Origin of the sequence: Apilactobacillus kunkeei (assembly GCF_005930975.1) — a bacterium.
Lineage (GTDB): Bacteria > Bacillota > Bacilli > Lactobacillales > Lactobacillaceae > Apilactobacillus > Apilactobacillus kunkeei_E.
Map to the genome: position 1 here is coordinate 93,528 of NZ_VBSE01000042.1, position 24,220 is coordinate 117,747.

At 36.9% G+C, this 24,220-nt stretch carries 20 protein-coding genes and 4 other annotated features; of the genes, 14 read left to right on the forward strand and 6 right to left on the reverse strand.

Annotated features, from left to right (window positions below):
• The first annotated feature begins 16 nt into the window (after nt 1-16).
• The gene (mnmG, locus tag FD688_RS05715; protein WP_054608614.1) at nt 17-1,945 is read left to right on the forward strand and encodes a tRNA uridine-5-carboxymethylaminomethyl(34) synthesis enzyme MnmG; all 1,929 of its coding nucleotides are present in this window, start codon (nt 17-19) and stop codon (nt 1,943-1,945) included.
• Nucleotides 1,946-1,989: 44 nt separating this feature from the next.
• Here the strand turns inward: mnmG and FD688_RS05720 are convergent, their stop codons facing one another.
• Nucleotides 1,990-2,457, reverse strand: a complete 468-nt coding sequence (locus tag FD688_RS05720; protein WP_190242925.1) for a hypothetical protein — start codon at nt 2,455-2,457, stop codon at nt 1,990-1,992.
• Nucleotides 2,458-2,667: 210 nt separating this feature from the next.
• Here FD688_RS05720 and lepB (FD688_RS05725) point away from each other — a divergent pair, with 210 nt between their 5' ends.
• Complete coding sequence (gene lepB / locus FD688_RS05725; protein ID WP_138742168.1) at nt 2,668-3,306, forward strand: signal peptidase I; 639 nt, start codon at nt 2,668-2,670, stop codon at nt 3,304-3,306.
• A gap of 15 nt (nt 3,307-3,321) precedes the next feature.
• Nucleotides 3,322-3,957: a signal peptidase I gene (gene lepB, locus FD688_RS05730; protein WP_138742169.1), complete on the forward strand. Its 636-nt coding sequence runs from the start codon at nt 3,322-3,324 to the stop codon at nt 3,955-3,957.
• A gap of 24 nt (nt 3,958-3,981) precedes the next feature.
• Here lepB (FD688_RS05730) and FD688_RS05735 read toward each other — a convergent pair whose 3' ends face one another.
• Nucleotides 3,982-4,710 (reverse strand): hypothetical protein, encoded by a 729-nt coding sequence (locus FD688_RS05735; protein ID WP_138742170.1) that lies wholly within the window; start codon nt 4,708-4,710, stop codon nt 3,982-3,984.
• Nucleotides 4,711-4,938: 228 nt separating this feature from the next.
• Here FD688_RS05735 and FD688_RS05740 point away from each other — a divergent pair, with 228 nt between their 5' ends.
• The 9 genes from FD688_RS05740 to FD688_RS05780 all read left to right on the forward strand — a co-directional run bounded on the left by FD688_RS05740 (nt 4,939) and on the right by FD688_RS05780 (nt 15,379).
• Nucleotides 4,939-6,276, forward strand: a complete 1,338-nt coding sequence (locus FD688_RS05740) for an aspartate aminotransferase family protein (RefSeq protein WP_225426114.1) — start codon at nt 4,939-4,941, stop codon at nt 6,274-6,276.
• A gap of 23 nt (nt 6,277-6,299) precedes the next feature.
• The gene (locus FD688_RS05745; protein WP_138742172.1) at nt 6,300-7,616 is read left to right on the forward strand and encodes a C1 family peptidase; all 1,317 of its coding nucleotides are present in this window, start codon (nt 6,300-6,302) and stop codon (nt 7,614-7,616) included.
• Nucleotides 7,617-7,630: 14 nt separating this feature from the next.
• Entirely contained in the window at nt 7,631-8,956 is a 1,326-nt protein-coding gene (locus FD688_RS05750; protein WP_138742173.1) for a C1 family peptidase, read from the forward strand.
• A gap of 51 nt (nt 8,957-9,007) precedes the next feature.
• Nucleotides 9,008-9,230 (forward strand) — a binding site (T-box leader).
• A 50-nt stretch (nt 9,231-9,280) separates the two neighbouring features.
• Nucleotides 9,281-9,509, forward strand: a binding site (T-box leader).
• Nucleotides 9,510-9,542: 33 nt separating this feature from the next.
• Nucleotides 9,543-9,764 (forward strand) — a binding site (T-box leader).
• Nucleotides 9,765-9,811: 47 nt separating this feature from the next.
• On the forward strand, nt 9,812-11,113 hold the full coding sequence (locus FD688_RS05755; RefSeq protein WP_138742174.1) for an argininosuccinate synthase: 1,302 nt from the start codon (nt 9,812-9,814) through the stop codon (nt 11,111-11,113).
• On the forward strand, nt 11,106-12,503 hold the full coding sequence (gene argH / locus FD688_RS05760) for an argininosuccinate lyase (protein ID WP_138742175.1): 1,398 nt from the start codon (nt 11,106-11,108) through the stop codon (nt 12,501-12,503). Before FD688_RS05755 ends, argH begins: the two co-directional genes overlap by 8 nt.
• The gene (locus FD688_RS05765; RefSeq protein WP_138742176.1) at nt 12,493-13,983 is read left to right on the forward strand and encodes an ABC transporter substrate-binding protein/permease; all 1,491 of its coding nucleotides are present in this window, start codon (nt 12,493-12,495) and stop codon (nt 13,981-13,983) included. Before argH ends, FD688_RS05765 begins: the two co-directional genes overlap by 11 nt.
• Nucleotides 13,967-14,701: an amino acid ABC transporter ATP-binding protein gene (locus FD688_RS05770; RefSeq protein WP_138742177.1), complete on the forward strand. Its 735-nt coding sequence runs from the start codon at nt 13,967-13,969 to the stop codon at nt 14,699-14,701. Before FD688_RS05765 ends, FD688_RS05770 begins: the two co-directional genes overlap by 17 nt.
• Nucleotides 14,702-14,821: 120 nt before the next feature.
• Entirely contained in the window at nt 14,822-15,004 is a 183-nt protein-coding gene (locus tag FD688_RS05775; protein WP_034530593.1) for a DUF6440 family protein, read from the forward strand.
• An 18-nt stretch (nt 15,005-15,022) separates the two neighbouring features.
• Nucleotides 15,023-15,379, forward strand: coding sequence for a YisL family protein (locus FD688_RS05780; protein ID WP_138742178.1), 357 nt, complete (start codon nt 15,023-15,025; stop codon nt 15,377-15,379).
• Nucleotides 15,380-15,442: 63 nt separating this feature from the next.
• Here the strand turns inward: FD688_RS05780 and metF are convergent, their stop codons facing one another.
• The 4 genes from metF to FD688_RS05800 all read right to left on the reverse strand — a co-directional run bounded on the left by metF (nt 15,443) and on the right by FD688_RS05800 (nt 20,990).
• The gene (gene metF, locus FD688_RS05785) at nt 15,443-16,351 is read right to left on the reverse strand and encodes a methylenetetrahydrofolate reductase [NAD(P)H] (RefSeq protein WP_138742179.1); all 909 of its coding nucleotides are present in this window, start codon (nt 16,349-16,351) and stop codon (nt 15,443-15,445) included.
• A 1-nt stretch (nt 16,352) separates the two neighbouring features.
• Nucleotides 16,353-18,611 (reverse strand): 5-methyltetrahydropteroyltriglutamate--homocysteine S-methyltransferase, encoded by a 2,259-nt coding sequence (metE, locus tag FD688_RS05790; RefSeq protein ID WP_138742180.1) that lies wholly within the window; start codon nt 18,609-18,611, stop codon nt 16,353-16,355.
• A 67-nt stretch (nt 18,612-18,678) separates the two neighbouring features.
• Nucleotides 18,679-18,923: a binding site (T-box leader), on the reverse strand.
• The gene (locus tag FD688_RS05795; protein WP_138742181.1) at nt 18,922-19,704 is read right to left on the reverse strand and encodes a homoserine O-acetyltransferase/O-succinyltransferase family protein; all 783 of its coding nucleotides are present in this window, start codon (nt 19,702-19,704) and stop codon (nt 18,922-18,924) included. Its footprint overlaps the feature before it by 2 nt.
• Nucleotides 19,705-19,718: 14 nt before the next feature.
• Nucleotides 19,719-20,990 carry an O-acetylhomoserine aminocarboxypropyltransferase/cysteine synthase family protein gene (locus tag FD688_RS05800; RefSeq protein ID WP_138742182.1) on the reverse strand — a complete coding sequence of 424 codons (1,272 nt, stop codon included), beginning with the start codon at nt 20,988-20,990 and terminating at the stop codon, nt 19,719-19,721.
• Nucleotides 20,991-21,798: 808 nt separating this feature from the next.
• Here FD688_RS05800 and FD688_RS05805 point away from each other — a divergent pair.
• Both FD688_RS05805 and FD688_RS05810 read left to right on the forward strand, forming a co-directional pair.
• Nucleotides 21,799-22,959, forward strand: a complete 1,161-nt coding sequence (locus FD688_RS05805; protein WP_138742183.1) for a trans-sulfuration enzyme family protein — start codon at nt 21,799-21,801, stop codon at nt 22,957-22,959.
• A gap of 62 nt (nt 22,960-23,021) precedes the next feature.
• Nucleotides 23,022-24,215 (forward strand): homoserine dehydrogenase, encoded by a 1,194-nt coding sequence (locus tag FD688_RS05810; protein ID WP_138742184.1) that lies wholly within the window; start codon nt 23,022-23,024, stop codon nt 24,213-24,215.
• The last annotated feature ends 5 nt before the right edge of the window (nt 24,216-24,220 follow it).

The following is a 24,220-nucleotide window of genomic DNA, read 5'->3' on the forward strand; positions in this document are numbered from 1 at the left end:
TAATGGAGGAAAACAAATGAGCCAAATCGTAAGTGAAGAAAATATCCAATACGATGCCGGTGAATACGACGTTATCGTTGTTGGTGCCGGACATGCTGGTAGTGAAGCAGCGCTTGCTTCAGCCAGAATGGGAAACAAAACAATGTTAATAACAATTAATTTGGACATGGTTGCATTTATGCCATGTAATCCATCACTTGGTGGACCAGCCAAAGGAACCGTTGTTAGAGAAATCGATGCACTAGGTGGGGAAATGGGTAGAAATATCGATAAGACTTACGTGCAAATGAGAATGCTAAACACTGGTAAGGGTCCAGCCGTTCGTGCATTGCGTGCGCAAGCTGATAAACATGCTTACCACCGTGCAATGAAAGAAACTATCGAAAATCAACCTAATTTGGATTTAAAGCAAGGAATTGTTGATTCATTAATCGTTGAAGATGGTGTCTGCAAGGGTATCGTTACTTTCACAGGTGCTAAGTACTACTCCAAAACAACGGTTATTTGTGCCGGAACAGCAGCTCGTGGAAGAATTATCATCGGTGAATTAAGATATTCTTCTGGTCCAAACAATTCTCAACCAGCATTAAAGCTATCAGAAAATCTAGAGGAATTAGGTTTTGAATTGAAACGTTTCAAGACCGGTACACCTCCACGTGTTAATGGTCGTACCATTGACTTCTCTAAGACGGAAGAACAACCAGGGGATGAAGAAGTTAACCACTTCAGTTTTGAAACTCCTGATGACAAGTATATTCCGGTTAAAGATCAACTATCATGTTGGTTAACTTATACCAACGAACATACCCACCAAATAATTCGTGACAATCTAGACCGTGCACCTATGTTTACCGGTGTGATTGAAGGGGTTGGTCCTCGTTACTGTCCATCAATTGAAGATAAGATTGTTCGTTTTGCTGACAAGAACAGACACCAAGTTTTCTTGGAACCTGAAGGTCGTGAAACCAATGAATACTACTGTGATAGTCTTTCAACTTCTCTTCCAGAAGAAGTACAACAAAAGATGTTACACAGTGTTGCTGGACTAGAACACGCTGAAATGATGAGACCTGGTTACGCCATCGAATATGATGTTGTAGCACCATATCAATTAAAACCAACATTTGAAACTAAGATTGTTAAGAACCTATACACTGCCGGTCAAACTAACGGTACTTCAGGATACGAAGAAGCTGCTGGACAAGGTCTATATGCCGGAATCAATGCCGCACTACGCGCTCAAGGTAAGGAACCAATGGTTCTAAAACGTAACGAAGCATACATTGGTGTGTTAGTTGATGACTTAGTAACTAAGGGAACTAACGAACCATACCGTTTGCTAACTAGTCGTGCTGAATATCGTTTACTTCTTAGAAACGACAATGCTGATTTCCGTCTAACTGAAAAAGGTCATGAATTAGGTCTAATTTCTGATGAAAGATATAATAAGTTCTTAGAAAAGAAAGAAGCCGTTATTAACGAATTAGACCGATTAGATCACACTCGTATCAAACCAAGTGATGAAGTAAACGAATTCGTTGAAGCTCATGGTGATAAGCCACTTAAGGATGGTATCTTGGCATCTGTATTCTTACGTCGCCCATATGTAACTTACAACACATTGTTGAAGTTCATCGAACCTGCCGACAAACCATTGGGTCGTCGTGTAGTCGAACAAGTTGAAATCAGAACTAAGTATGCTGGATACATTAAGAAAGCTGAAGAAAACGTTGCTCGTATGAAGAAAATGGAAGCTAAGAAAATTCCAGATGATATTGATTATGACGCAATTGATAGCTTAGCTACTGAAGCTCGTCAAAAACTAGAAAAGATTAGACCACGTACTGTGGCCCAAGCTTCTAGAATTTCAGGGGTTAACCCTTCAGATGTTGCTATTTTAGGTGTTTACATTCAACAAGGTAAAATTGCTAAAATCAAAAAATAGATAAAATTAAAAGCCGTCTAAACATCGTTTAGACGGCTTTTTTATTATCGAATACAACTATTTAAAATCGTGTATAAAAATGATGAAATGATTCCAGGAATCAAGACGTTTTTTAATAGTGTGAATTGATATTTTAAGTATTCGGATTTATTTTGACGTTGAACTTTTACAGATCGATGCTTTAAAATCGAATGATTTGCTGCCACAGTAAAGCATACAATGGAAGTTGTTAGTAGTACCCACATAAACGCCCAAAAAGCGGCGTAGAAGTAGTTTCCATCAATTATGTATACAAACACTGCAGACAGATTTAAAGCGTCAATATAGACGGTGTAAATAGATAGAAATGCTAAGAAAATTCTGGTACGTAGCATGGAAATGATTATGTATAGTATTGCAACTTCGATGAAAATTAGCATTTGTGGTAGCGCAGTCAGAAAATTTGCTTTTAAAATCACTTGTAGTGACATTGCTTCTTTGTCGATATTGAACATTCCCCAAAGTACGGACAATAGGAACCATACCAGAAATGCCGCGATGATGTTCTTATGTATATTTAATTTTCCGATTTTATTAATGCTTGGTCATTCCTTTTTATCATTTAATTAAAATATTAACAATTAAATTATACTTATAAGAGCGAATTATCACAAGGGATTATTTAAAACAATCTCTAAAATAATGATACAATAAGGTTATAAAAATTAGGAGTAATGATAAAAATGGAAAATTCTACCAAAAAGAAGAAAAATAGTTTTTTAAAAGAATGCCTTAGTTGGCTAATTTACTTAGTTGTATTAGGAGGTATTTACTTAACAATTGCCCACTTCTTTACGATGGCAACCGTTGATGGCCATTCGATGGATCCAAACCTATACAACGGAGAAAAGATGTTGGTATTAAAACAATCTGATATTAAACGTAATAGTGTCATCATTTTTGACGCTCATGGAGAAGATCCTAATGCCACTGCAAAGGACTATTATGTAAAACGTGTTATTGGTTTGCCAGGTGATACTGTTTCATATAAAGATGGAAAATTATACGTTAATAATAAGGTCGCTGACCAAAGTTTTATTAGTAAAAAGGAACTAAATGTTGGTACTAGATACTTTGATACTAACAATCAAATTAAGAACTGGAGTATCTCAAGTTTATCCAGCACAAAATGGGTATACAACCAAAATTCAAAGGTAGTACCGAAGGGCGAATATTTCGTATTGGGAGATAACCGTAGCATCTCAAACGACAGTCGTTACTGGGGATTTGTAAAGAAATCTAAGGTATTGGGAGTTGCTAAGCTATTCCCATGGTCTGGTACTGCTAAGCACCGTCATAATGTTAATGATTTAGCCAATTAGAGGGGAATTTAATCCATGAAATTTACTGCTAAACAAAAAAGTTTGTTATCATGGGTTATCTACCTATTATTTTTAGTACTGGCCTGGTTTGCAATTAAGAGTTTTGCGACTGTAGTTAAAGTTGATGGTCATTCAATGGACCCCAACTTACATACGGGTCAACGAGTTTTGGTGATGAAAAAATCTTATATTAAACGCAATAGTGTAATTGTGTTTGATGCATTTGGCGAAGATCCTACCAAGCTTGCCACTACGTACTATGTTAAGCGTGTAGTTGGGATTCCGGGTGATAAAATCGTTTATAAAGACGGGAAATTATATATTAATAATAAGCTATACAAGCAAAACTATATTAGTAAGAAACAAGTGAGTGTGGGAACTCGATATAAATTTCAGAATGATGTCATTAAGAACTGGGATATTGCCAAGTTATCTAGAGAAAAATGGGTAGATGACCAAGATGAAAAAGTTGTCCCTAAAGGAATGTACTTCGTCTTAGGTGATAATCGATCAATCTCAAATGACAGCCGTTATTGGGGATTTGTTGAACAACGAAAGGTCCTAGGCGTTGTGTATGCATTCCCATGGTCTGGAAACGCAACACAGCGTTACAATATTAATAATTTAAAAAATAAAAAAGCGTTGAATTAAATTCAACGCTTTTTTGTTGGTTATTTATTTGTTTGTTGATGTTGTGCTTGCTGTAGAAAATGTGGTAGTTGCAACATCACTTACAGATGAATTGATATCTGAGGCTGGTTTACTATTGCTTAAAGCAGCTCCTGAGCCATCTGTGTTTACGATTTTTGTTACCATAGAATTGTTATCACTTGGTTGATTGAAAGCCTTTTTATCATCAATGATTGGATGTTTTGAATCTGTATGGTTAACCATATCTTTGATAGGTTTTACAGCAATTTTAGTTAATTTCTGTTCACCTGTAGAAACGTTTGGTTTAGGTTGAGTATTAAACATACGGTTGCTTAAGCTCATGCCAGAAGCGCTTGTATTTGTGATGACTGTTTTCTTAACTTCTTTGGTATCTTTTTTCTTTTTTATAGTAGTCTTTTTAGGTTTTACAACCACTCTTTTAGCTTTTTTAAACTTTTTAACGGGTTTTACAAGCTTCAATTGGTATTCGGGAACGTAACCACCTAATTTGGGTAAGAATAGGAAATTTGATCCCTTGAAACGTACACGGTTACCCACGTGCATGTGGCCGATTCTTTTAAAGTAACGGTATCTCATCATGGTGTGACGACCGTGACGTAACTTCCCATATTTGTATACGTTAACGAATTCACTTCGGTTAGTGTATGTTTGTTTAGCGGATGCATGGACGGTAGTACCGATTAAAAATACGGCACCAACAGCTGCAAATGCAGCAGCGCATTTCTTTTTCATATTGTTTCCTCCTGGGAATGTAAAAATATTCTCATATACATATAATAATTTACCAGTAAATACAGAAATATCAAGCTAAATCAACGTATTTAATTTAAATGTAACCATAGGTTTACTTATCCACATGTTGACAACTTTAATCAATCAGATATAATTAATGACAATTAAATTAGAAAATGATTAGAAGTTAATCATTTTCTAATGAATATAAGAGATGAGGTGTTCAATATGAAAAATCAAGAAATTTTGCATGACGAAGACGAATGTTTCGCATCAGCTTCACGTATCAAGTATTTTGATATGGTAATTGAATCGGGTGAAGGTGCGATTTTAAAAGACGTCGAAGGAAATGAATACATTGATTTATTAGCGAGCGCATCATCTACTAATACTGGTCATAGCCATCCACATGTTGTTGAAGCTATCACGAAGCAGGCTCAGAAATTAATCCAATATACTCCGGCATATTTTGCTAACTTACCGGCATCTCAACTGGCTCAACGATTGACTGACTTGGCACCAATTGATGGCCCGGCTGAACTATCATGGGGTAACTCTGGATCAGACGCCAATGACGCGTTAATTAAGTTTGCCCGTGGATACACTGGTCGGCAAGACGTTGTTAGTTTTACCGGAGCATATCATGGTTCTACATATGGTTCAATGAGTGCTTCTGGAGTTAGTTTAAACATGAATCGTAAGATGGGACCATTAATGAGTGGATTCTACAAAGTTCCATTCCCAAGTCCATGGTACCGACAACAATATGAAACAGAGGATGAGTTTGTAGATCGTATGTTTGAAGAATTTAAGCTACCGTTTGATACATATTTACCTGCTGACGAGGTTGCGGTCATATTGATTGAACCAATTCAAGGTGATGGCGGAATCGTTAAAGCACCAGAAAAGTACCTAAAGAAAGTATACGAATTTGCCCACGAACATGGCATCCTATTTGCAATTGATGAGGTCAATCAAGGGATGGGCCGTACCGGTAAATGGTGGTCAATTCAACAATTTGACGGCATTTATCCTGACCTTATGACCGTTGGAAAGTCACTATCTTCTGGTTTACCACTTAGTGCGGTAATCGGTAAAAAAGAAATTATCGAATCTCTAGATGCACCCGCAAACGTGTACACCACCGCCGGAAACCCTGTTACCACAGCGGCTGCAATGGCTACTATTGATGTCATTGAAGATGAACATTTACTAGAACGAAGTAATCGTTTAGGAGTTAAATCTAAGGTTTTTTTTGATAGAATGAAAGAGAAGTACAATTTTGTTGGTGACGTTAGAATGTACGGATTGGATGGTGGCATTGATATCATTGATCCTAAGACCGGAAAAGCTGACGTCAAAGTAGCTACAAAACTAATCTATCGAATGTTTGAACTAGGGGTAATCATGATTACCGTTAGGGGAAATGTGCTTAGATTCCAACCACCCTTGGTAATTACTGAAGAACAACTAGAAAAGGCCTTTGATGTTATCGATCAAGCGATGGATGATGAAGCAAACGGTCGTATTCAATTCGACAAGGCTATTGGTTGGAGTACTGATTAATAAGTTAATTAGGGGTGTAATTAATGGTTCATACTAAGTTAACGCAAGCTGATTTTGATGCAATGCGCGAAAAATATGACAGTGATCCAAAAAACAAGGTATTACAACGTTCCGTTATGAAAAACGGCATCAACAATACCGCCAAAGACAACCGAGTAGTGGCCAAATTAAACCACACATACTCTGTAGAAATCGATACTGGTAAGGTATCAAACCAAAAACGTTCAGGACGTTGCTGGCTATTCTCATTGTTAAACGTTTTAAAACACGACTTTGCGAAACGCTACAACGTAAAAGACTTTGAACTATCACAAAGCTACCTATTTTTCTGGGATAAGGTAGAACGTGCCAACATCTTTTACGATCGCATTATCGATACTGCCAATAAGCCGTTCGATGATCGCGAACTTCGCTGCTACTTAGCTGCACCGGGTGCAGATGGTGGTGAATGGGGTATGGCAGTCGCACTAGTACAAAAGTATGGTGTAATGCCAACTTCTGCTTTTCCTGAAAGCAACGTAACTGAGGATACATCTGATTTAAAGGAAGTGTTTAATCGTAAGTTACGTCGTGACGCTATGGTTTTACGTGATATGATTCATTCCGGTAGCAGTGACGCCGAAATTGTTGAAAAACGTAAGGAAATGCTAAAAGAAGTCTATAGAATTGCTGGTTTTGCATGTGGTGTTCCACGTGAAACATTTGACTTTGAATACCGTGATGATAATCAAAACTACCATGTTGACGAAGGGATTACACCTAAACAATTTTTTGATAAATACTTTGAAATTAATTTAGATGATTACGTTGTGTTGGGAAACTATCCTAACCGTAAAATGGAACAATTATTCCGTAACAAGGCCGGTCAAAACATCGTGGGTGGTCGCAAAATCGAATTCTTAAATATGCCAATGGATGTATTGAAAGATGCCGCAATTGCGCAATTAAAAGATGGAGAAACTGTCTGGTTTGCCAATACTGTGACCGAACAATCAGACCGTCAAAACGGTTTGTTAGACGACGATTTATACCGCCGTGCTGAATTGTTTGATATCGATATGAATATGGACAAGGCTCAACGTTTAGATTACTACGACAACATTCCTAACCACGCGATGACACTTACTGGTGTCGATATTGTTGACGACAGACCATCTAAGTGGAAAGTCGAAAACTCTTGGGGAGAAAAGGTCGGCGAAAAAGGTTACTTCGTAATGGATGATAACTGGATGGACAATAACGTCTTTGAAATTATCGTCAACAAGAAGTACCTAACCGATCCACAAAGACAATTACTAGCACAAACCCCAGTTGATTTAGACCCTTGGGCAGCGGTATAAGGAGGACGTAGATAATGACTGAAACAAAAATTACCGAACAAGACCTAAAAGAATTACGTGCGGCCTACGATGAAAATCCCACCAATGCGATTTTGGAAAGAACCGTAACACAAAATGGAATTGGAAATGTTTCATACGATGAAACAGCCACTGAAAAACTAAATCCCGTCTTTTCTGTTGAAGTGAAGACTGGTAAGGTTTCCAACCAAAAACAATCCGGTCGTTGCTGGATGTTTGCGTTATTAAATACTTTAAAACATCAATTTGGTGCTAAGTATAACGTTAAAGACTTCGAATTATCCCAGAACTATCTATTCTTCTGGGATAAGATTGAACGTGCTAATATTTTCTACGATCGAATCGTTAACACTGCTGACAAGCCACTAGACGATCGTACCGTTCAATATTTCCTAGAAGTGGGACCAGGTGCAGATGGTGGTCAATGGGCGATGGCCGTATCATTAGTACAAAAATATGGGGTTGTGCCAACATCTGCGTTCAGTGAAACTACTGTTTCTGAAAGTACTGGTGACTTGAAATCAATTTTGAATTACAAACTTAGAAATGATGCATACAAACTACGTAACATGGTAAACGACGGAGTGTCTGAAGAAGACATCCACGATGCTAGGGAACAAATGCTGTCTGAAGTTTACAAGATTGCTGCATACTCACTTGGAGTACCACCAAAGACGTTTGACTTTGAATATAGGGATGATAATGACAATTATCACATTGATCGTAATTTAACGCCTAAATCATTTTATGAAAAGTATCTATCAGATGCTGATTTAGACGATTATGTTGTCTTAAGTAACTCTCCTGACAAGGAATACAACAAAATGTATCGTTTATCTGCTCAAGAAAACGTGGTTGATGGTCGTAAGATTGAGTTCTTAAACCTACCAATGGAAGAATTAAAAGATGCTGCAATTGCGCAATTAAAGGACGGTCAAGCTGTTTGGTTTGCTAATGATATTGCACGTCAATCTGACCGTAAAAAAGGCTTTTTAGCCGAAAATTTATACCATTACGATGAACTTTTTGATGTTGATTTAACAATGAGTAAAAAGCAAAGATTACAATATCATGATGCCATTGTTTCACATGCTACTGCTTTAACAGGCGTCGACCTAGTTGACGATAAACCAACTAAATGGAAGGTTGAAAATTCATGGGGAACAAAGAATGGTGTAAATGGATACTTCATCATGGATGATGGTTGGATGAATGAATATGTATATGAAATTGTAATAAATAAAAAATATTTATCTAATGACAAAATCGCACTGTTGAGCCAATCTCCGGTAGAATTAGCACCTTGGGATTCATTAGAATAAAATTAAAGTGTTGCATTTTTTTTAATATGGTATTAATATAAGTGACAATCAAATAAGACGTTGAACAGGAATTTTAATTATTGAGTGTTTCACAGGGAGCTCACGGTTATGAGAGTGGGTAGCACGGTAATTGAATCGTACCTGAGAGTCATTTTTCGAAATGAGTAGAAAAAATCGTTGGCGGCGTTAACGCAGAAGTTATTTTAACTTCTCGAGCTAGTATTTGTGAGAATACTAGAAATTGAGGTGGCACCGCGATTTATTCGTCCTCTTGGATATCTTATCCAAGAGGACTTTTTTTATACCAAAAACTTGAATATAAATTTAAAAACATTGATTAGGAATTTTAATTAATTCAGTAATTTACAGAGAACTTAGCAAAGCCGGGTGAGAGCTAAGGATGACATTAATTAAATCGTACCTATGAGTTTGAATTCGAAACGAGTAGAATTCACCGTTAACGCGTTATCGTTAAAGTTTGAAAAAACTTTATGAGCTGATGTTCGTGAGAGCATCAGAAACTGAGGTGGAACCACGATTATTCGTCCTCTAGGATTTATTCCTAGAGGACTTTTTTTATATAAATATTTTCATGAAGATCAAGAATTTAATCAAACCAATCATTTACAGAGAAATTAACGTTGATGAGAGTTAATAATGACATTTGATTAATCGTACTTGTGAGTGAGCTTCGAAATGAGTAGAAGCAAACGTCGGCGGCGTTAACGCGGAAGTCATTGACTTTATGAGCTAGCATTCGCGAGGGTGTTAGGAAGTGAGGTGGTACCGCGGTTACATCGTCCTCTGTTGAAATAAAAATTTCATTGTTTATATACAAAAAGGAGGATGTTTCACATGAAACAATCAAAGAAAATCGTTTTAGCATATTCCGGAGGATTAGATACATCAGTTTCAATTGCATGGTTAATTGAACAAGGTTTTGACGTAATTGCTTGCTGCATTAATGTAGGAGAGGACTACGGTGAACATAAAGATTTAAATCAAATTAAAGAAAAGGCGTTAAAAGTAGGTGCCATTAAGTCATATGTTGTTGATGCATTAGACGAATTCGCTGAAGATTTCCTATTAACTGCATTGGATGCTAATGCTATGTATGAAGGCGAATATCCATTAAGCTCAGCCCTATCTCGTCCTTTAATGAGTCAAAAACTAGTTGAAATTGCACATAAAGAAGATGCCGAATATATTTGTCATGGATGTACTGGTAAAGGAAACGATCAAGTTCGTTTCGATGTTGCTATTCATTCGCTAGATCCTAAATTGACGGTGGTTACTCCAGTTCGTCAATGGCACTGGAACAGAGAAGAGGAAATTGAATTTGCTAAGAAACATAATATCGATATTCCGATTGATTTAGATTCTCCATACTCAATTGATGCTAATATCTGGGGACGTGCTAATGAATGTGGTGTACTAGAAAATCCATGGAACCAAGCACCAGAAGATGCATTTGATATTACTAAGCCAATCGAAGAAACTCCGGATCAACCGGAATTTATGGATATCACATTTAAACAAGGTAAACCAGTCGCAGTTGACGGCGAGGAAATGAGTTTCGCTGATGTAATTAAAAAGGTTAATTTGATTGCAGGTGAACACGGAGTCGGTCGTATTGATCACATCGAAAACCGTTTAGTTGGAATTAAATCTAGAGAAGTATACGAAGCCCCAGGTGCTACTGTATTACTAAAGGCCCACAAGGCCATGGAAAACCTAACTATGGAAAGAGATTTAGCTCACTTCAAGCCAATGATTGAACAACAAGTTGCTAATCTTACTTACAACGGATTATGGTTCTCACCACTAATGAAGTCACTAAAGTCATTTATCCAATCATCACAAGAAACTGTTAGTGGGACAGTTAAGGTGAAGTTATTCAAGGGTAATGTTTACGTAGTAGCTTCTAAATCAGATGAATCACTATACGATGAAGACCTAGCAACTTATACTGCTGCTGACTCATTCGATCAAAATGCTTCAGTTGGTTTCATTAAACTATGGGGACTACCTACTCAAGTTGCTTCACAAGTAAAACAAAAAAACTTACAAAAGAACTTTATGAAAGATGTTATGAAGTCACAAACAAAAGAAAAGGTATTGGTTGAAAACAAGTTAGAAGGTGAATCTAATGAGTGAGAAACTATGGGGTGGTCGTTTTAATGGCGATGCCAATGACTTATTCTTGAGGCTTGGTGCCTCAATCAATGTTGATATTAAAATGGCAAATGAGGACATTGAGGGATCAATTGCTCATGCCACAATGCTAAGTCATGTTGGTATCATCACAGACGACGAAAAAGACCAAATTGTGAATGGTTTAAAAGAAATTAAAGAAGAATTCAATGAAGGTAAACTTCATTTCAGTTATCAAAATGAAGATATTCATATGAATGTTGAAACAGTGTTAACTGAAAAAATCGGTGCTGTAGCTGGAAAGTTACACACGGCACGTTCAAGAAATGATCAAGTAGCACTAGATTTTCATTTATATCTTAAGAAACGTTTACCTCAAATCATTGCATTAATTAGGAAATTTCAAAGTGAATTGGTTAACCTAGCAGATGAAAATTTAGAAACCATCATGCCAGGATATACCCATTTACAACACGCTCAACCAATCTCATTTGCCCATTACCTGATGGCATACTACGAAATGCTAAATCGTGATGCCGATAGGTTCGAATTCAACCAAAAACATACTAACATGTCACCAATTGGGGCAGCGGCCTTAGCGGGAACCACTTTCCCGATTGATCCACATTTCACCGCCAAGGAGTTGGATTTAGAAGCGCCTTACAATAATTCTATCGATGCAGTCTCAGATAGGGATTTTGCCATTGAATTTTTAAGCAATGCTTCTATTCTAATGATGCATTTATCAAGACTATGCGAAGAAATTTGCTTATGGTCTAGTTACGAGTTCAAGTATGTTGAATTATCAGATGCTTTCAGTACTGGAAGCTCAATCATGCCACAGAAGAAGAACCCTGATATGTGTGAACTAATTAGGGGAAAGACAGGTGTTGTGTATGGCCATCTAAACGCCTTACTAGCAACGATGAAATCACTACCGCTGGCATACAACAAGGACCTACAAGAAGATAAGGCTGGGGTGTTTGATACAGTTGAAAACATTGAACCAATCTTACAATTAATGACTGAAATGATTGCAACAATGCATGTTAATAAGGATAGAATGCTACAAGCGGTTGAAAAGGATTACTCAAACGCTACAGAATTAGCTGATTACCTATCAGCCAAGGGATTACCATTTAGGCAAGCTCATCGTATCTCCGGTGAATTGGTTGCTAAATGTATTACTGAAAATTGCTATTTACAGGACTTATCATTAGAACAACTACATAACTATTCTGACTTATTTGAAGAAGACATATATGAAGATTTGAAACCTCATGTCGCGATTCAAAGAAGAAAGAGTTATGGATCCACTGGGTTCGATGAAGTTCATAAACAGATTGAAAAAGCGAAAGAAAAATTGAAGGGAGAAATGAATCATGAAAAATAAGATGAAACATTCCGTGTTAATTACAATGTTGTTAATGATTGCAACACTATTCGTAACAGCATTTACTGTTCCAAGTGTTCAAGCATCAGCTTCCGATAACTCACTACAACAAATTAAGCAAAAAGGATACATCGTAATGGGAACCGCCCCAGATTATCCTCCATACGAATTTATTGGAAAAGATAACGGTGGATCACAAGTATATGGTGCTGATATCGAATTAGGAAAGACCATCGCTAAAGATTTAGGAGTAAAACTAAAGGTTAAATCAATGGGATTTGACTCACTACTAGTTGCGCTTCAAACTAAAAAGGTTGATATGGTTATTGCTGGAATGAACGAAACGCCACAAAGAGCTAAGAGTGTGGACTTCAGTAAGACTTACTATTCATCAGGATTGAGTTTGGTGTTGAACAGTGCTGACGACAAGAAAATTAAGTCATACAAGGATTTACAAGGTAAAACTATCGGTGCTCAAATCGGATCAGTACAATACGACGCCGTGAAGAAGGGTATCAAGAACATCAACCTAAAGGGAATGGAAAACATCAATGATTTAATTCTTGCTTTAAAGTCAGGAAAAATTGAAGCCATTCCATTGGATACTGCTGTTGCTCAAGCATACGCATCTCATAACCCTGGCCTAAAGATTATTGATGCTAAGATGCCAGGACAAGAAAGTTCTAATAAAATCGCATTCGCTAAAGGTGCTACTAGTTTAGAAAATGCTGCCAATAAGACAATTGATAAGGTGAACCAAGGTAACCTATACACCAAGAAATTCGTTCCAGCAGCTGCAAAACACATCACTAACAACAAGTCACAATCACAATTTGAAACAATGTGGCAATACAAGAACTTCTTTATCTCAGGAATTGAATACACAATGATTATTTCAGTGGTATCAGTATTCTTTGGTATCATTTTGGGAATCATTTTTGCACTAATGAGATTAAGTCACAACTGGCTATTACACTCCATTGCTGTTTGCTACATCGAATTCATTCGTGGAACTCCTCAATTAGTTCAAATTATGTTTATCTATTTTGGCCTAGGTACTATTGTTAACGTTCCAGCATTAACTTCAGGAATTATCGCTATTTCAATTAACTCTGGGGCCTACGTTGCTGAAATCATTAGAGGTGGAATAAATTCTATCTCTGACGGTCAAAGTGAAGCAGCATTATCACTTGGTTTATCCAAGAAACAATCAATGCAATACATCGTATTACCTCAAGCGTTCAAGAACATTTGGCCTGCACTTGGTAATGAATTGGTAACTTTGATCAAGGATAGTTCATTAGCTTCTGTAATTGGGGTTGGAGAACTAATGTATCAAATGAGAGCCGTTCAAGCTGATACTTACCTGGGTGTCGCACCAATCGCTGTCATTATGATCATTTACTTTGTAATCACATTTACAATTTCTAGAATCATGAAACACTTAGAAGGGAAGATCAGCCATGGAACCAATGATTAAAATTGAAAATTTAACCAAAAAATTTAAAAATAATACCATCTTTTCTGACATCAACGCTGAAGTACACAAGGGTGAAGTAATCTCACTTTTAGGTCCTTCTGGTGCCGGTAAGAGTACTTTCCTTCGTTGCATTAACATGTTAGGTGAACCAACTTCCGGAAAGATTTTATTGGATGGAAAAGACTTAGTAAGTAGTTCTGATAAGGAATTAATTCAGTTAAGAACTCACATCGGGATGGTGTTCCAAAGCTTTAACTTGTTTGAAAACAAGACAGTTATTGATAACATCACACTGGCACCCATTAAGGTTAAGGGGATGAGCAAGGCTGATGCGGAAGAAAAAGCACATGAACTGCTTAAAACAGTTGGTCTAGATGATAAGGCAAACGTATACCCAGACAGCCTATCAGGTGGTCAAGCTCAACGTATCGCAATCGTCCGTGCACTAGCCATGGATCCTGAGGTAATTCTATTTGACGAACCCACTTCAGCACTAGACCCTGAAAAAGTTGGTGAAGTGCTAAGTGTTATGCAAGATTTAGCTAAGAAAGACATGACCATGATTATTGTTACCCATGAAATGGAATTCGCTAAGAATGTTTCAGATGAAATTTGGTTTATGGATGAGGGAAAGATTCAAGAAAAACAAGCACCTAAAGACTTTTTCGAAAATCCAAAAACCCCTAACGCCCAACGTTTTTTAAGTAAAATGATTTAATCTGTTTATAAATACGTAAAAAGACCAACATAAATGTTGGTCTTTTTGATTATTATCATTTTATTTTGTACAATAAAGCTAAACATGACACATTTTGAATTAATCCGAGGAGGAAATCAATTGTCTAAACGTTTTAAACTAGTAGAAGAATCATTTACAGGAGTATCCATTTATATCGACCAAAGAACAGGTGTTGAATACGGTGGATATGGAAGTACATTAACACCATTACGTAACCCTGATGGAACTTTGTTTGTTGATGAATCTGAAATTGATCAAGATTATGAACACAAAGAAAAATAAACGGGGGAGTATGAAACCATGTTTTTATGGATTCATTTAATTTTTGCGGTATTACTAATTGCTTTGGTGATTACTGCACTATGTAAAAAGAAGAATTTTAAACCTTACATGATGGCCACTAGAGTATCTTATCTAGTATTCATCGTGACGGGAATTGTATTATTTAGTAAAGCCTTTGAACGTGATGCCATGTTCACGATTTTGAAGGTTTTATCAGCCATTTTCTTAATTGGTTTGATTGAAGTGGCTTATGCTCAAAAGACTAAGAAGTCTTTAACCGTTGGATTGGTGATGAGCTTAATCTTGGTTTTTGCTTTAGTGATTGTAATTGGATTAATCGTCGCTGGCGGTCGTCCATTTATTCATTTTATTTAAATGTTATTATTGCAGAATCTGCGTATTTAAAAAGAGAGTGAACATAACTGTTCACTCTCTTTTTTATTGCTTTTCACTTCCAGATAGAAATGGGTGTTGTAATTGATAGTTTGTGGCTTCAAATAATGAGTGGGTTGCCTCCCAAATCTTTTTAGCAACGTAGGTGTTATTCATGGTGTATAGATGAATGCCATCAACTCCATTGGCAACTAAATCAACGATTTGATCAACCGCATAGGCGATTCCTGAATCTCGCATTGCCTCTTTGTTGTTGGCATATTTATTCATGATGTCGACGAACTTTCTTGGCATTTCTAGTCCTGACAATTCTGTAATGTGTTTAATTTGATTGAAGTTGGTACAGGGCATAATACCGACTTCAACAGGGACTTTAATTCCAGCTAATTTCAAACGTTGACGAAAGTCATAGAATGCTTGATTATCAAATACCATTTGAGTGATTAAATGACCGACACCATTATTTACTTTTTCTTTCAAATGAAGAGTGTCATCTACTAAATCAATTGATTCAGGATGCTTCTGAGGATAACAAGCACCGGAGATATCAAAATCACCTTGTGACTTAATAAATGCAGCTAATTCAGAAGCATGATTAAAATCGCCAACTGGATTTTCATTTGGATTAATGTCTCCACGAAGGGCTAATACGTTATTAATATTATGTTTCCTTAATTCTTTTAAGAAATCAGCGACTTCTTTTTTGGAACGATAGATACCTGGAATGTGAGCCATGGCAGGGATGTTTAAATCGTTTTGAATCATGCTAGATAATTCCAAAGCGTTATTATTTTGTGATCCGCCAGCACCTAAGGTGATTGAAATAAAATCTGGTTTAATTCGCTTAATTCCGGTCAAGGCATTCACTAATTTTTTGGTACCTTCCGGTGTTTTAGGAGGATAAACCTCAAGTGAGAACACCGTTTTGTTCTTAAATGTATCTTTCAGACTCATATTATCCCAACTCTCCGCGTTTTTGTTGAACAGCGGCGATGAAGTTCTTGAGACTAGCGAATGATTCTGATTCACCACGGGTCTTTAGACCACAGTCCGGATTGATCCAAACTTTACTTTCGTGAAGTTTATCTAGGATGTCGCTGATAACGCTATAAATTTCAGCTTGACTAGGGACACGTGGAGAATGAATGTCATAAACTCCAGGGCCGACTTCGGTTTCGAAGTTATTTGCTTTTAATTTATCGATGATTGATAGATCAGAACGTGATGCTTCGAATGAAATAACATCAGCATCCATGTTATCGATGGCCTTAATGATGTCATTAAATTCGCTATAGCACATATGTGTATGAATTTGAGTAGTTGGCTGAACTTTGCTATGCACTAATTTGAATGCTGGTATTGCCCAGTCTAGGTATTCTTTGTACCAATCACTCTTACGTAGTGGAAGCTTTTCACGTAGTGCGGCTTCATCGATTTGAATAATCTTGATGCCGTGTTTTTCAAGATCTAATACTTCGTCTTGGATTGCTAAGGCAATTTGTGTTACTGATTCTTTTGCCGGAATGTCTTCACGTGGGAATGACCAGTTGAAGATAGTAACGGGACCTGTAAGCATTCCCTTAACTGGTTTGTCAGTTAAACTTTGAGCGTAGGTAGAAGCAGCCACTGTAATTGGGTTTCTACGGCTAACGTCACCCCAAATAATTGGTGGTTTGACAGCACGAGTACCGTATGATTGAACCCAAGCTTTTTTAGTGAATGCGAATCCTTCTAGGTTTTCACCAAAGTATTCCACCATGTCATTTCGTTCATATTCACCATGGACTAAAACATCAAAACCGGCATCTTCTTGCCATTTAATGATTCGTTTAATTTTGTCTTTGTTAAATTGGTCATATTGTTTTTTATCGATTTCATGATGCTTGTATAGCGAACGATTTTTTCTAACGTCTTTTGTTTGAGGGAACGAACCAATAGTAGTAGTTGGTAAATCTGGCAATTTGAATTCTTCCTTTTGAATTAATTCACGTTCAGAACGATTTGGTAATCTAGTGTAATCATCATCTGATAGGTTATTGATTCGTTTAGTAACCTCTGGATCTTTGGGATGATTAACGTTTTTGAATAATGCTTCATTTTCATCCAATAGTTCGGTGTTGCCATTAAAAAAGATTTCATTTAAGTCATGTAGTTCGTCTAGTTTTTGGTATGCAAAAGCTAAGTGTTGCTTTAGTTCTTGGTCTAATTCGGTTTCGTTATCGACTGTGTATGGAACATGTAGTAGTGAACAAGAAGTTGATATTACAATGTTTTTAACAGGTAGACTCTTTAGCAGTTCAATGGTTTTCTTGTATTCGTTACGCCAGATGTTTTTACCATTAACGACTCCAGCAAATAATACTTTGTTGTCGTCAAAACCGTATTTTTTGATTAAATCAACAGTTTGTTTTCCTTCTAAGAAGTCTAAACCCAGTCCATCAAATGGTAATTTATTTAAATCTTCATAGATATCACGAACATCACCAAAGTATGTTTGAAGATTAATTTTAAAATCGTGGGGGGTAGCTAAGATACGGGTGTATAGATCATCGAATAATTTTTTGTCTTCAGAACTTAGATCAAATACTAACGATGGTTCGTCGATTTGTAGCCATTTAATATCGATTTTGTTTAAACGATTAAAAATATCTTTGTATGTTTCAACGATTGGTTCGATAAAGTCGCGGGCTGATTTTTTCCCAATGTAACGGCTTAACTTAAGAATGGTAAATGGGCCAATCAAGGAAGCTTTGACGTTATTGTGTGTTGCCACAGCCTTTTTAATATCATCGAAAAATCTAGTTTCTACTAGTTTGATTTCTGTATCGTCATCAATTTCTGGGACGATGTAGTGGTAGTTGGTGTTGTACCATTTTTTCATTGGTAGAGCCTTAACTGAATGATTATCATCTTGGTAACCACGGGCTTGGGCAAAGTATTCGTCTAATTGATTTAGTCCTAAATCAGCATAACGTTTAGGGGTGATGTTTAATAAAGTCGCAGCGTCTAAAACGTTGTCAAAAAATGAGAAGTCACCGGCACTGATTAGCCCTAATTTAGCGTCTTCTTGAATTTTCCAATTCTTTTCTTTTAGTTCATCGGAAATTTTTAATAGTTCTTCTTGATCAATTTCTTTTTTCCAATATTTTTCTGTAGCACGTTTTAATTCGCGGTTTTCTCCAATTCTTGGGAATCCAATAATACTTGTACTCATAATGTTACCTCCTCAGGTAAATAAAAATTTTTAGTGGGTGAATAAAAAATCCCGCAGTCTATGTAGACTACGGGACGAAATCTTCGTGTTACCACCCTGATTTTGTAATACATCGCTGCATTACACTCAATAAGTACTTCGTAAGAAATACTTTTACGCGATAACGGGCGTACCCGAACATCGTTTGTCAAAGACTTACGATGATAGATAATTCCTAGACCATTTTCAGTTTCCTTGCGTGCTTCGTCTCAGCGTAATCAAAGCTCTCTGTAAACGTTTGAAAAAACTTACTTATCTGCTCAATATCTATTTATTTAGATGATGTAAATTGGTTTAACCAATTGATATAAAAGGTGGTGGCATCTGTATGCCATGAATTGACGGGGTGATTCTGACTATCAAAGTAATTGTTTGGTTTTTTGGTATCCAAACCTTTTTTGACATCGCGGAAATACTCATCAGCTAAAGTTTTCGTCCCGTATTCAAGATGACCAGTAACGTAGTATGAATTAGTGCTTGAATCGAAAATCAATGTTGCTCCGATGGAGTCGTTTCCTGCTAAAACTTTAGCTTTGACGTCATTTCGTGGAATCATGAAATAACGTGATTGAGGCATTGTAATACCATCGGTTGTATAGACCCCGTAAATCTTTTGGTCCAACTGTTTTCCGGTTAGAATGCCATCGATTGTCCCGGCAGCCCACGCGGCCCAACAGCTGAATAAGCATGTGTCGACATGTTTTTTACGCCATTTGATAAATTCAACGAATTCATTCCAGTAATCAACGTCATGGAAATTCTTTCTATCTAGTGGGGCTCCGGTCACGATTAAAGCGTCAAAGTGATCTTCAAAAACATCTTTAGTTGTAACGTATTTTTCGATTATTTCTGGATTGAAATGTTTTATATGATGGCTGGCCATACGACAGAAGGTTAAATTAATGTTTAAATCGGTTTGTTTAAGTAAATCAATAATTTGGTGTTCAGTCTCGAGCCGATTGGGCATTAGGTTTAGCACCAAAATACTTAGAGCATCATCAATTTTTTGATGACTATTTTGTGAATAGCCAGATAGGATGTTTATACAACCCATAGGCTTTACCTCCTTTAAATTTTTGCGAAAGCTTGTTTTAGATCATCAATAATGTCATCAGCATTTTCAATTCCAATTGAAATTCTGATCAAGTCAGGTGTGATACCAGCTTCTTTTAATTCCTCCTCATTTAGTTGAGCGTGAGTTGTTGAAGCGGGATGAATAATTAATGATTTGGCGTCACCAACGTTGGCTAGTAGTGAGAATAGATTTAAATTTTCGATTAACTTCTTACCAGCTTCTTCGCCACCTGTTAGACCAATGGTGAAAATTGATCCGACACCCTTTGGGAAACTCTTTTTGGCTTGTTCATAGTACTTGCTGGATGGTAGTTCAGGGTATTTAATCCAAGCGACTTTATCGTTGTTAGATAAGAATTCAATGACCTTACGAGTGTTTTCAACGTGTCTGGATACTCTCAATGACAACGTTTCTAGACTTTGAATTAATAGGAATGAGTTGAATGGACTAATCGCACCACCGGTATCACGAAGAATTTCGGCTCTTACCTTGGTGGTGAATGCACCGGGCTTTAATTCTGCAAATACTAATCCGTTATAGTGGGTATCAGGAGTTGTGAAACCAGGATAGCGACCGCTTGTTTGATAGTCGAACTTACCGTTTTCAACGATAATTCCGCCCATTGTGGTACCGTGACCACCGATGAACTTAGTGGCTGATTCAACGACAACGTCTGCTCCGTGATCCAACGGACGGTATAGGTAAGGGGATGCGAATGTGTTGTCGACGATTAATAATAGGTTATGTTTATGAGCGATGTCTGCGATTGCTTCAATATCACTTAGGTTGATATCGGGATTACCAATTGTTTCTAGATATAAGGCCTTAGTATGTTCGTTAATTTCTTTTTCAAAATTTTTTGGTTCATCAGAATCTACGAAGTGAGTGGTAATACCTAACTTAGGTAATGTTGCATTGAATAAATTGTATGTTCCTCCGTATAATGTTCCGGCTGAAACAATTTCATCGCCTTGACCAGCAATGTTAGTGATTGCGGCGTGAATTGCAGCTGCACCTGATGCTAAAGCAACAGCACTAGTACCATTTTCCAGAGCAGCAACACGTTTTTCGAAAACATCAGTGGTTGGATTGGTTAAACGAGTGTAAATGTTACCTGGATCAGTTAAAGCAAAACGACCAGCAGCTTGAGCAGCATCTTTAAAGATATATGAACTGGTTTGATAGATTGGTACTGCACTGGCGCCAGTTTCGTCAATATGTTGACCTGCGTGAATCTGTAAAGTTTCAAATTTATCTGTACTCATAAAACATTCCTCCTAAATTTTGGTAACAAAAAAAGCTTTCGATCCATGTATAACTAAATACATGGGACGAAAGCTTCCGCGGTACCACCCAACTTCGCTTTATTATTGCTAATAAAGCCTCAACGACACTAACATGTCTGGGAAGGTATCGGTTCCTACCGGATTTCTAGCTTGCACTATCGATCATGACTCAGAGCTCATCTGTAACTCTCAATCAATTGCACCTTTTCACTATCCGATGCTCACTTTGAACCGATTGTTTTGAGTTACTCTTCTCTTCAACGTCTTAAATGTTTAAGTTGTTTTGAATGATAATCCTAGTTTTTTCTAATGTCAACAGTTAAATTAAAATTTTATTAGAAAAAGATTAGTGGAAATAATTTTTAAAAAGTTTATATACTATCTTTTAGGCGTGTTTTTTGTATCAAAAATTAAAAAATCTAGTTTGACAAACAAATTATAACGAGTAAACTTCGAGTCAATCAAAAAAACCAAAAAACTTTGCAGAGATGAGTAAGATTTATAAGCCTCAACAAGAGAGCCGATGAATGGTGAAATTCGGTGTGGTGGAGAATCCGAAAATGGTCTTTGATTACAGTAACTAGGCGATCTTTGGTAAGTCTAATTCGGGTGCGCCCGTTACCGCGTCAGAGTATCTTAATCATCCGACCTCTATGATTAACGTACTTGTTGAGTAGTAGTCAGTAATGGCTGCTTAAATTCAGGGTGGTAACACGCACCGACGTCCCGTAGTCTTGTTTAGACTGCGGGATTTTTTAATTTCTAAATTTTGAAAGGATGATTGATTATGACAGGTTTTAACACTAAATTAGTTTATGGAAAAGGGCTAAATAATCTTCATGATAACTGTACAGGCGCAGTGAATGTTCCTTTATACCAATCCACTACATATGCCTTTAAAGATATTGATGGGGAAAATAAATATGACTATTCTCGTTCTTTGAACCCCACAAGAGAGTACTTAGAAGATCAAATTGCTTGTTTGGAAGATGCAAAACACGGTTTTGCTTATGCATCAGGAAGCGCCGCCATTCACGCTGTTTTCACTTTATTTAGACCAGGTGATCACATTGTTGTTAGTAAGAATATCTATGGCGGAACTTTCCGTTTGATTAATGATTATTTAAAAAAATTGAATATTGAATTTACCCAAGTTGATACACAAGATTTATCTGATGTCGAAAGTGCGATTAAGCCTAATACTAAGGCGATTTACTTTGAAACTATCGACAATCCATTCATGAAGGTTACCAGTGTGAAACATATTGCTGAAATTGCCCATAAGCATGGCATTTTCACCATCGTTGATAACACATTTTTAACCCCATACCTACAACAAGCATTGAATTTGGGTGCAGACATTGTCATCCATTCAGCTACTAAGTACCTTGGCGGACATTCCGATGTAATTGCTGGACTTGTTGTTACCAACAATGAAGAAGTAGCTGATAAATTGTATTTTTGTCAAAACGCAGTTGGTGGAATCTTAGCTCCAGAGGACTGCATGTTGGTGATTCGTGGAATTAAGACATTATCAGTTCGTTTGGACAGACACATTCAAAACGCACAAAAAGTTTTGCAATATTTAGATTCTAAAACTGACGAAATCAAACACATTTACTATCCTGGTCGTGCTGGTGATGAAACCGATAAAATTGCTGAAACCGAATTAAAGGGATACGGTGGTGTAATCACTTTTGAACTAAACGATAACATTGATCCGAAGGCATTTGTTAACAGTCCCCAATTAATCTGGTTAGCAGTCAGTTTAGGTTCCGTCGAGAGTCTAATTGAACTTCCATACTACATGACTCATGCTGAATTGCCGGTCGAAGAACGTAATAAGGTTGGCATTACTCCTAGACTAGTTCGTTTATCAGTCGGATTAGAAGATCCAGAGGACTTAATTTCAGATTTAGAGCAAGCATTTGCTAAGGCCAAAAATTAAAAACGGTACAATCCGCGAAATAAGATATAATAAAGCCAAAGTATAAAAAGGAGGCTTGCACTATGAAAATTGCAATCTTAGGTCACGGTACCGTCGGAAATGGAGTCGTAAAGATTATTCAAGACAGCGCTTTGCATCCATTTGAAAAAGACTTATCAGTAAAATACGTATTTGTTCGTCCGGAAAAAGTTGATCAAAACGAATTATTTGTGGATGATTACTCAACGATTTTAAATGATGAAGAAGTCGATGTAGTCGTGGAAGTACTAGGTGGGATAGAACCCGCTAAGACAATGATCGTCGATGCATTAAGACATGGTAAGAACGTTGTGACAGCAAACAAAGCGGTCGTGGCGAGAAACTTGAAGGAATTTGATGAAATCGCTGAAGAAAATGGTGTAAAGTTCTACTTTGAATCAGCCGTTGGAGGGGGAATTCCTTGGATTATTAATTTGGAAAGAGCACTTCGCATCGACCAAATTGATTCGATTCACGGAATTTTGAATGGAACTAGTAACTATATTTTGGATACTATGACTAAGACTGGTCAAAGTTTCGACAAGGTACTAAAAGATGCCCAAGACCTAGGCTATGCAGAAGCCGATCCGAGTGCGGATATCGATGGATACGACATCGAAAACAAATTATGTATTAGTGTGGATATTGCATATAACACCTTTGTTAAACCAGGCGACCACCTATTAAAATTTGGAATTAGAAACATTACTGATGAAGATATTAAGTACTTCAAAAAACACAATTTAATAGTCAAATTACTAGGTCGTAGTTTCAAGAAAAACAACAGTTTTAACTTTGTGGTGGAACCAACTTTATATACTCCCGGACAAATTGAATCCGGAATTCATGACAACTACAATTTCGTCGGTTTACGTGGAACGACAATCGGAAAGTTAACCTTTAATGGACAAGGGGCGGGTGAATTTCCAACTGCCCACGCATTAGTGCAAGATATTCTAGATTTAAAGGCCAATAATGTGCACTTAAAACGCGATTTTACCGAAGAAATTTCTTTGGATAATACTACCAAACAAAAAAATTACGTTGTTAGAACTAGTGAGGATTTAAAATCTAAATTACCAGAATATGATATTCAAAAAGACGGTAATTATTATCATATTTCTGCAATTGATACTCAAACAATTCACGATGTTGTAAAGGAATTATCTAGTGATGATAAATCGATTTTCTTTGCCTGTATTAGTGGTGGAGCGGACAATCCGTGGATTAAAAAATAAAAAGA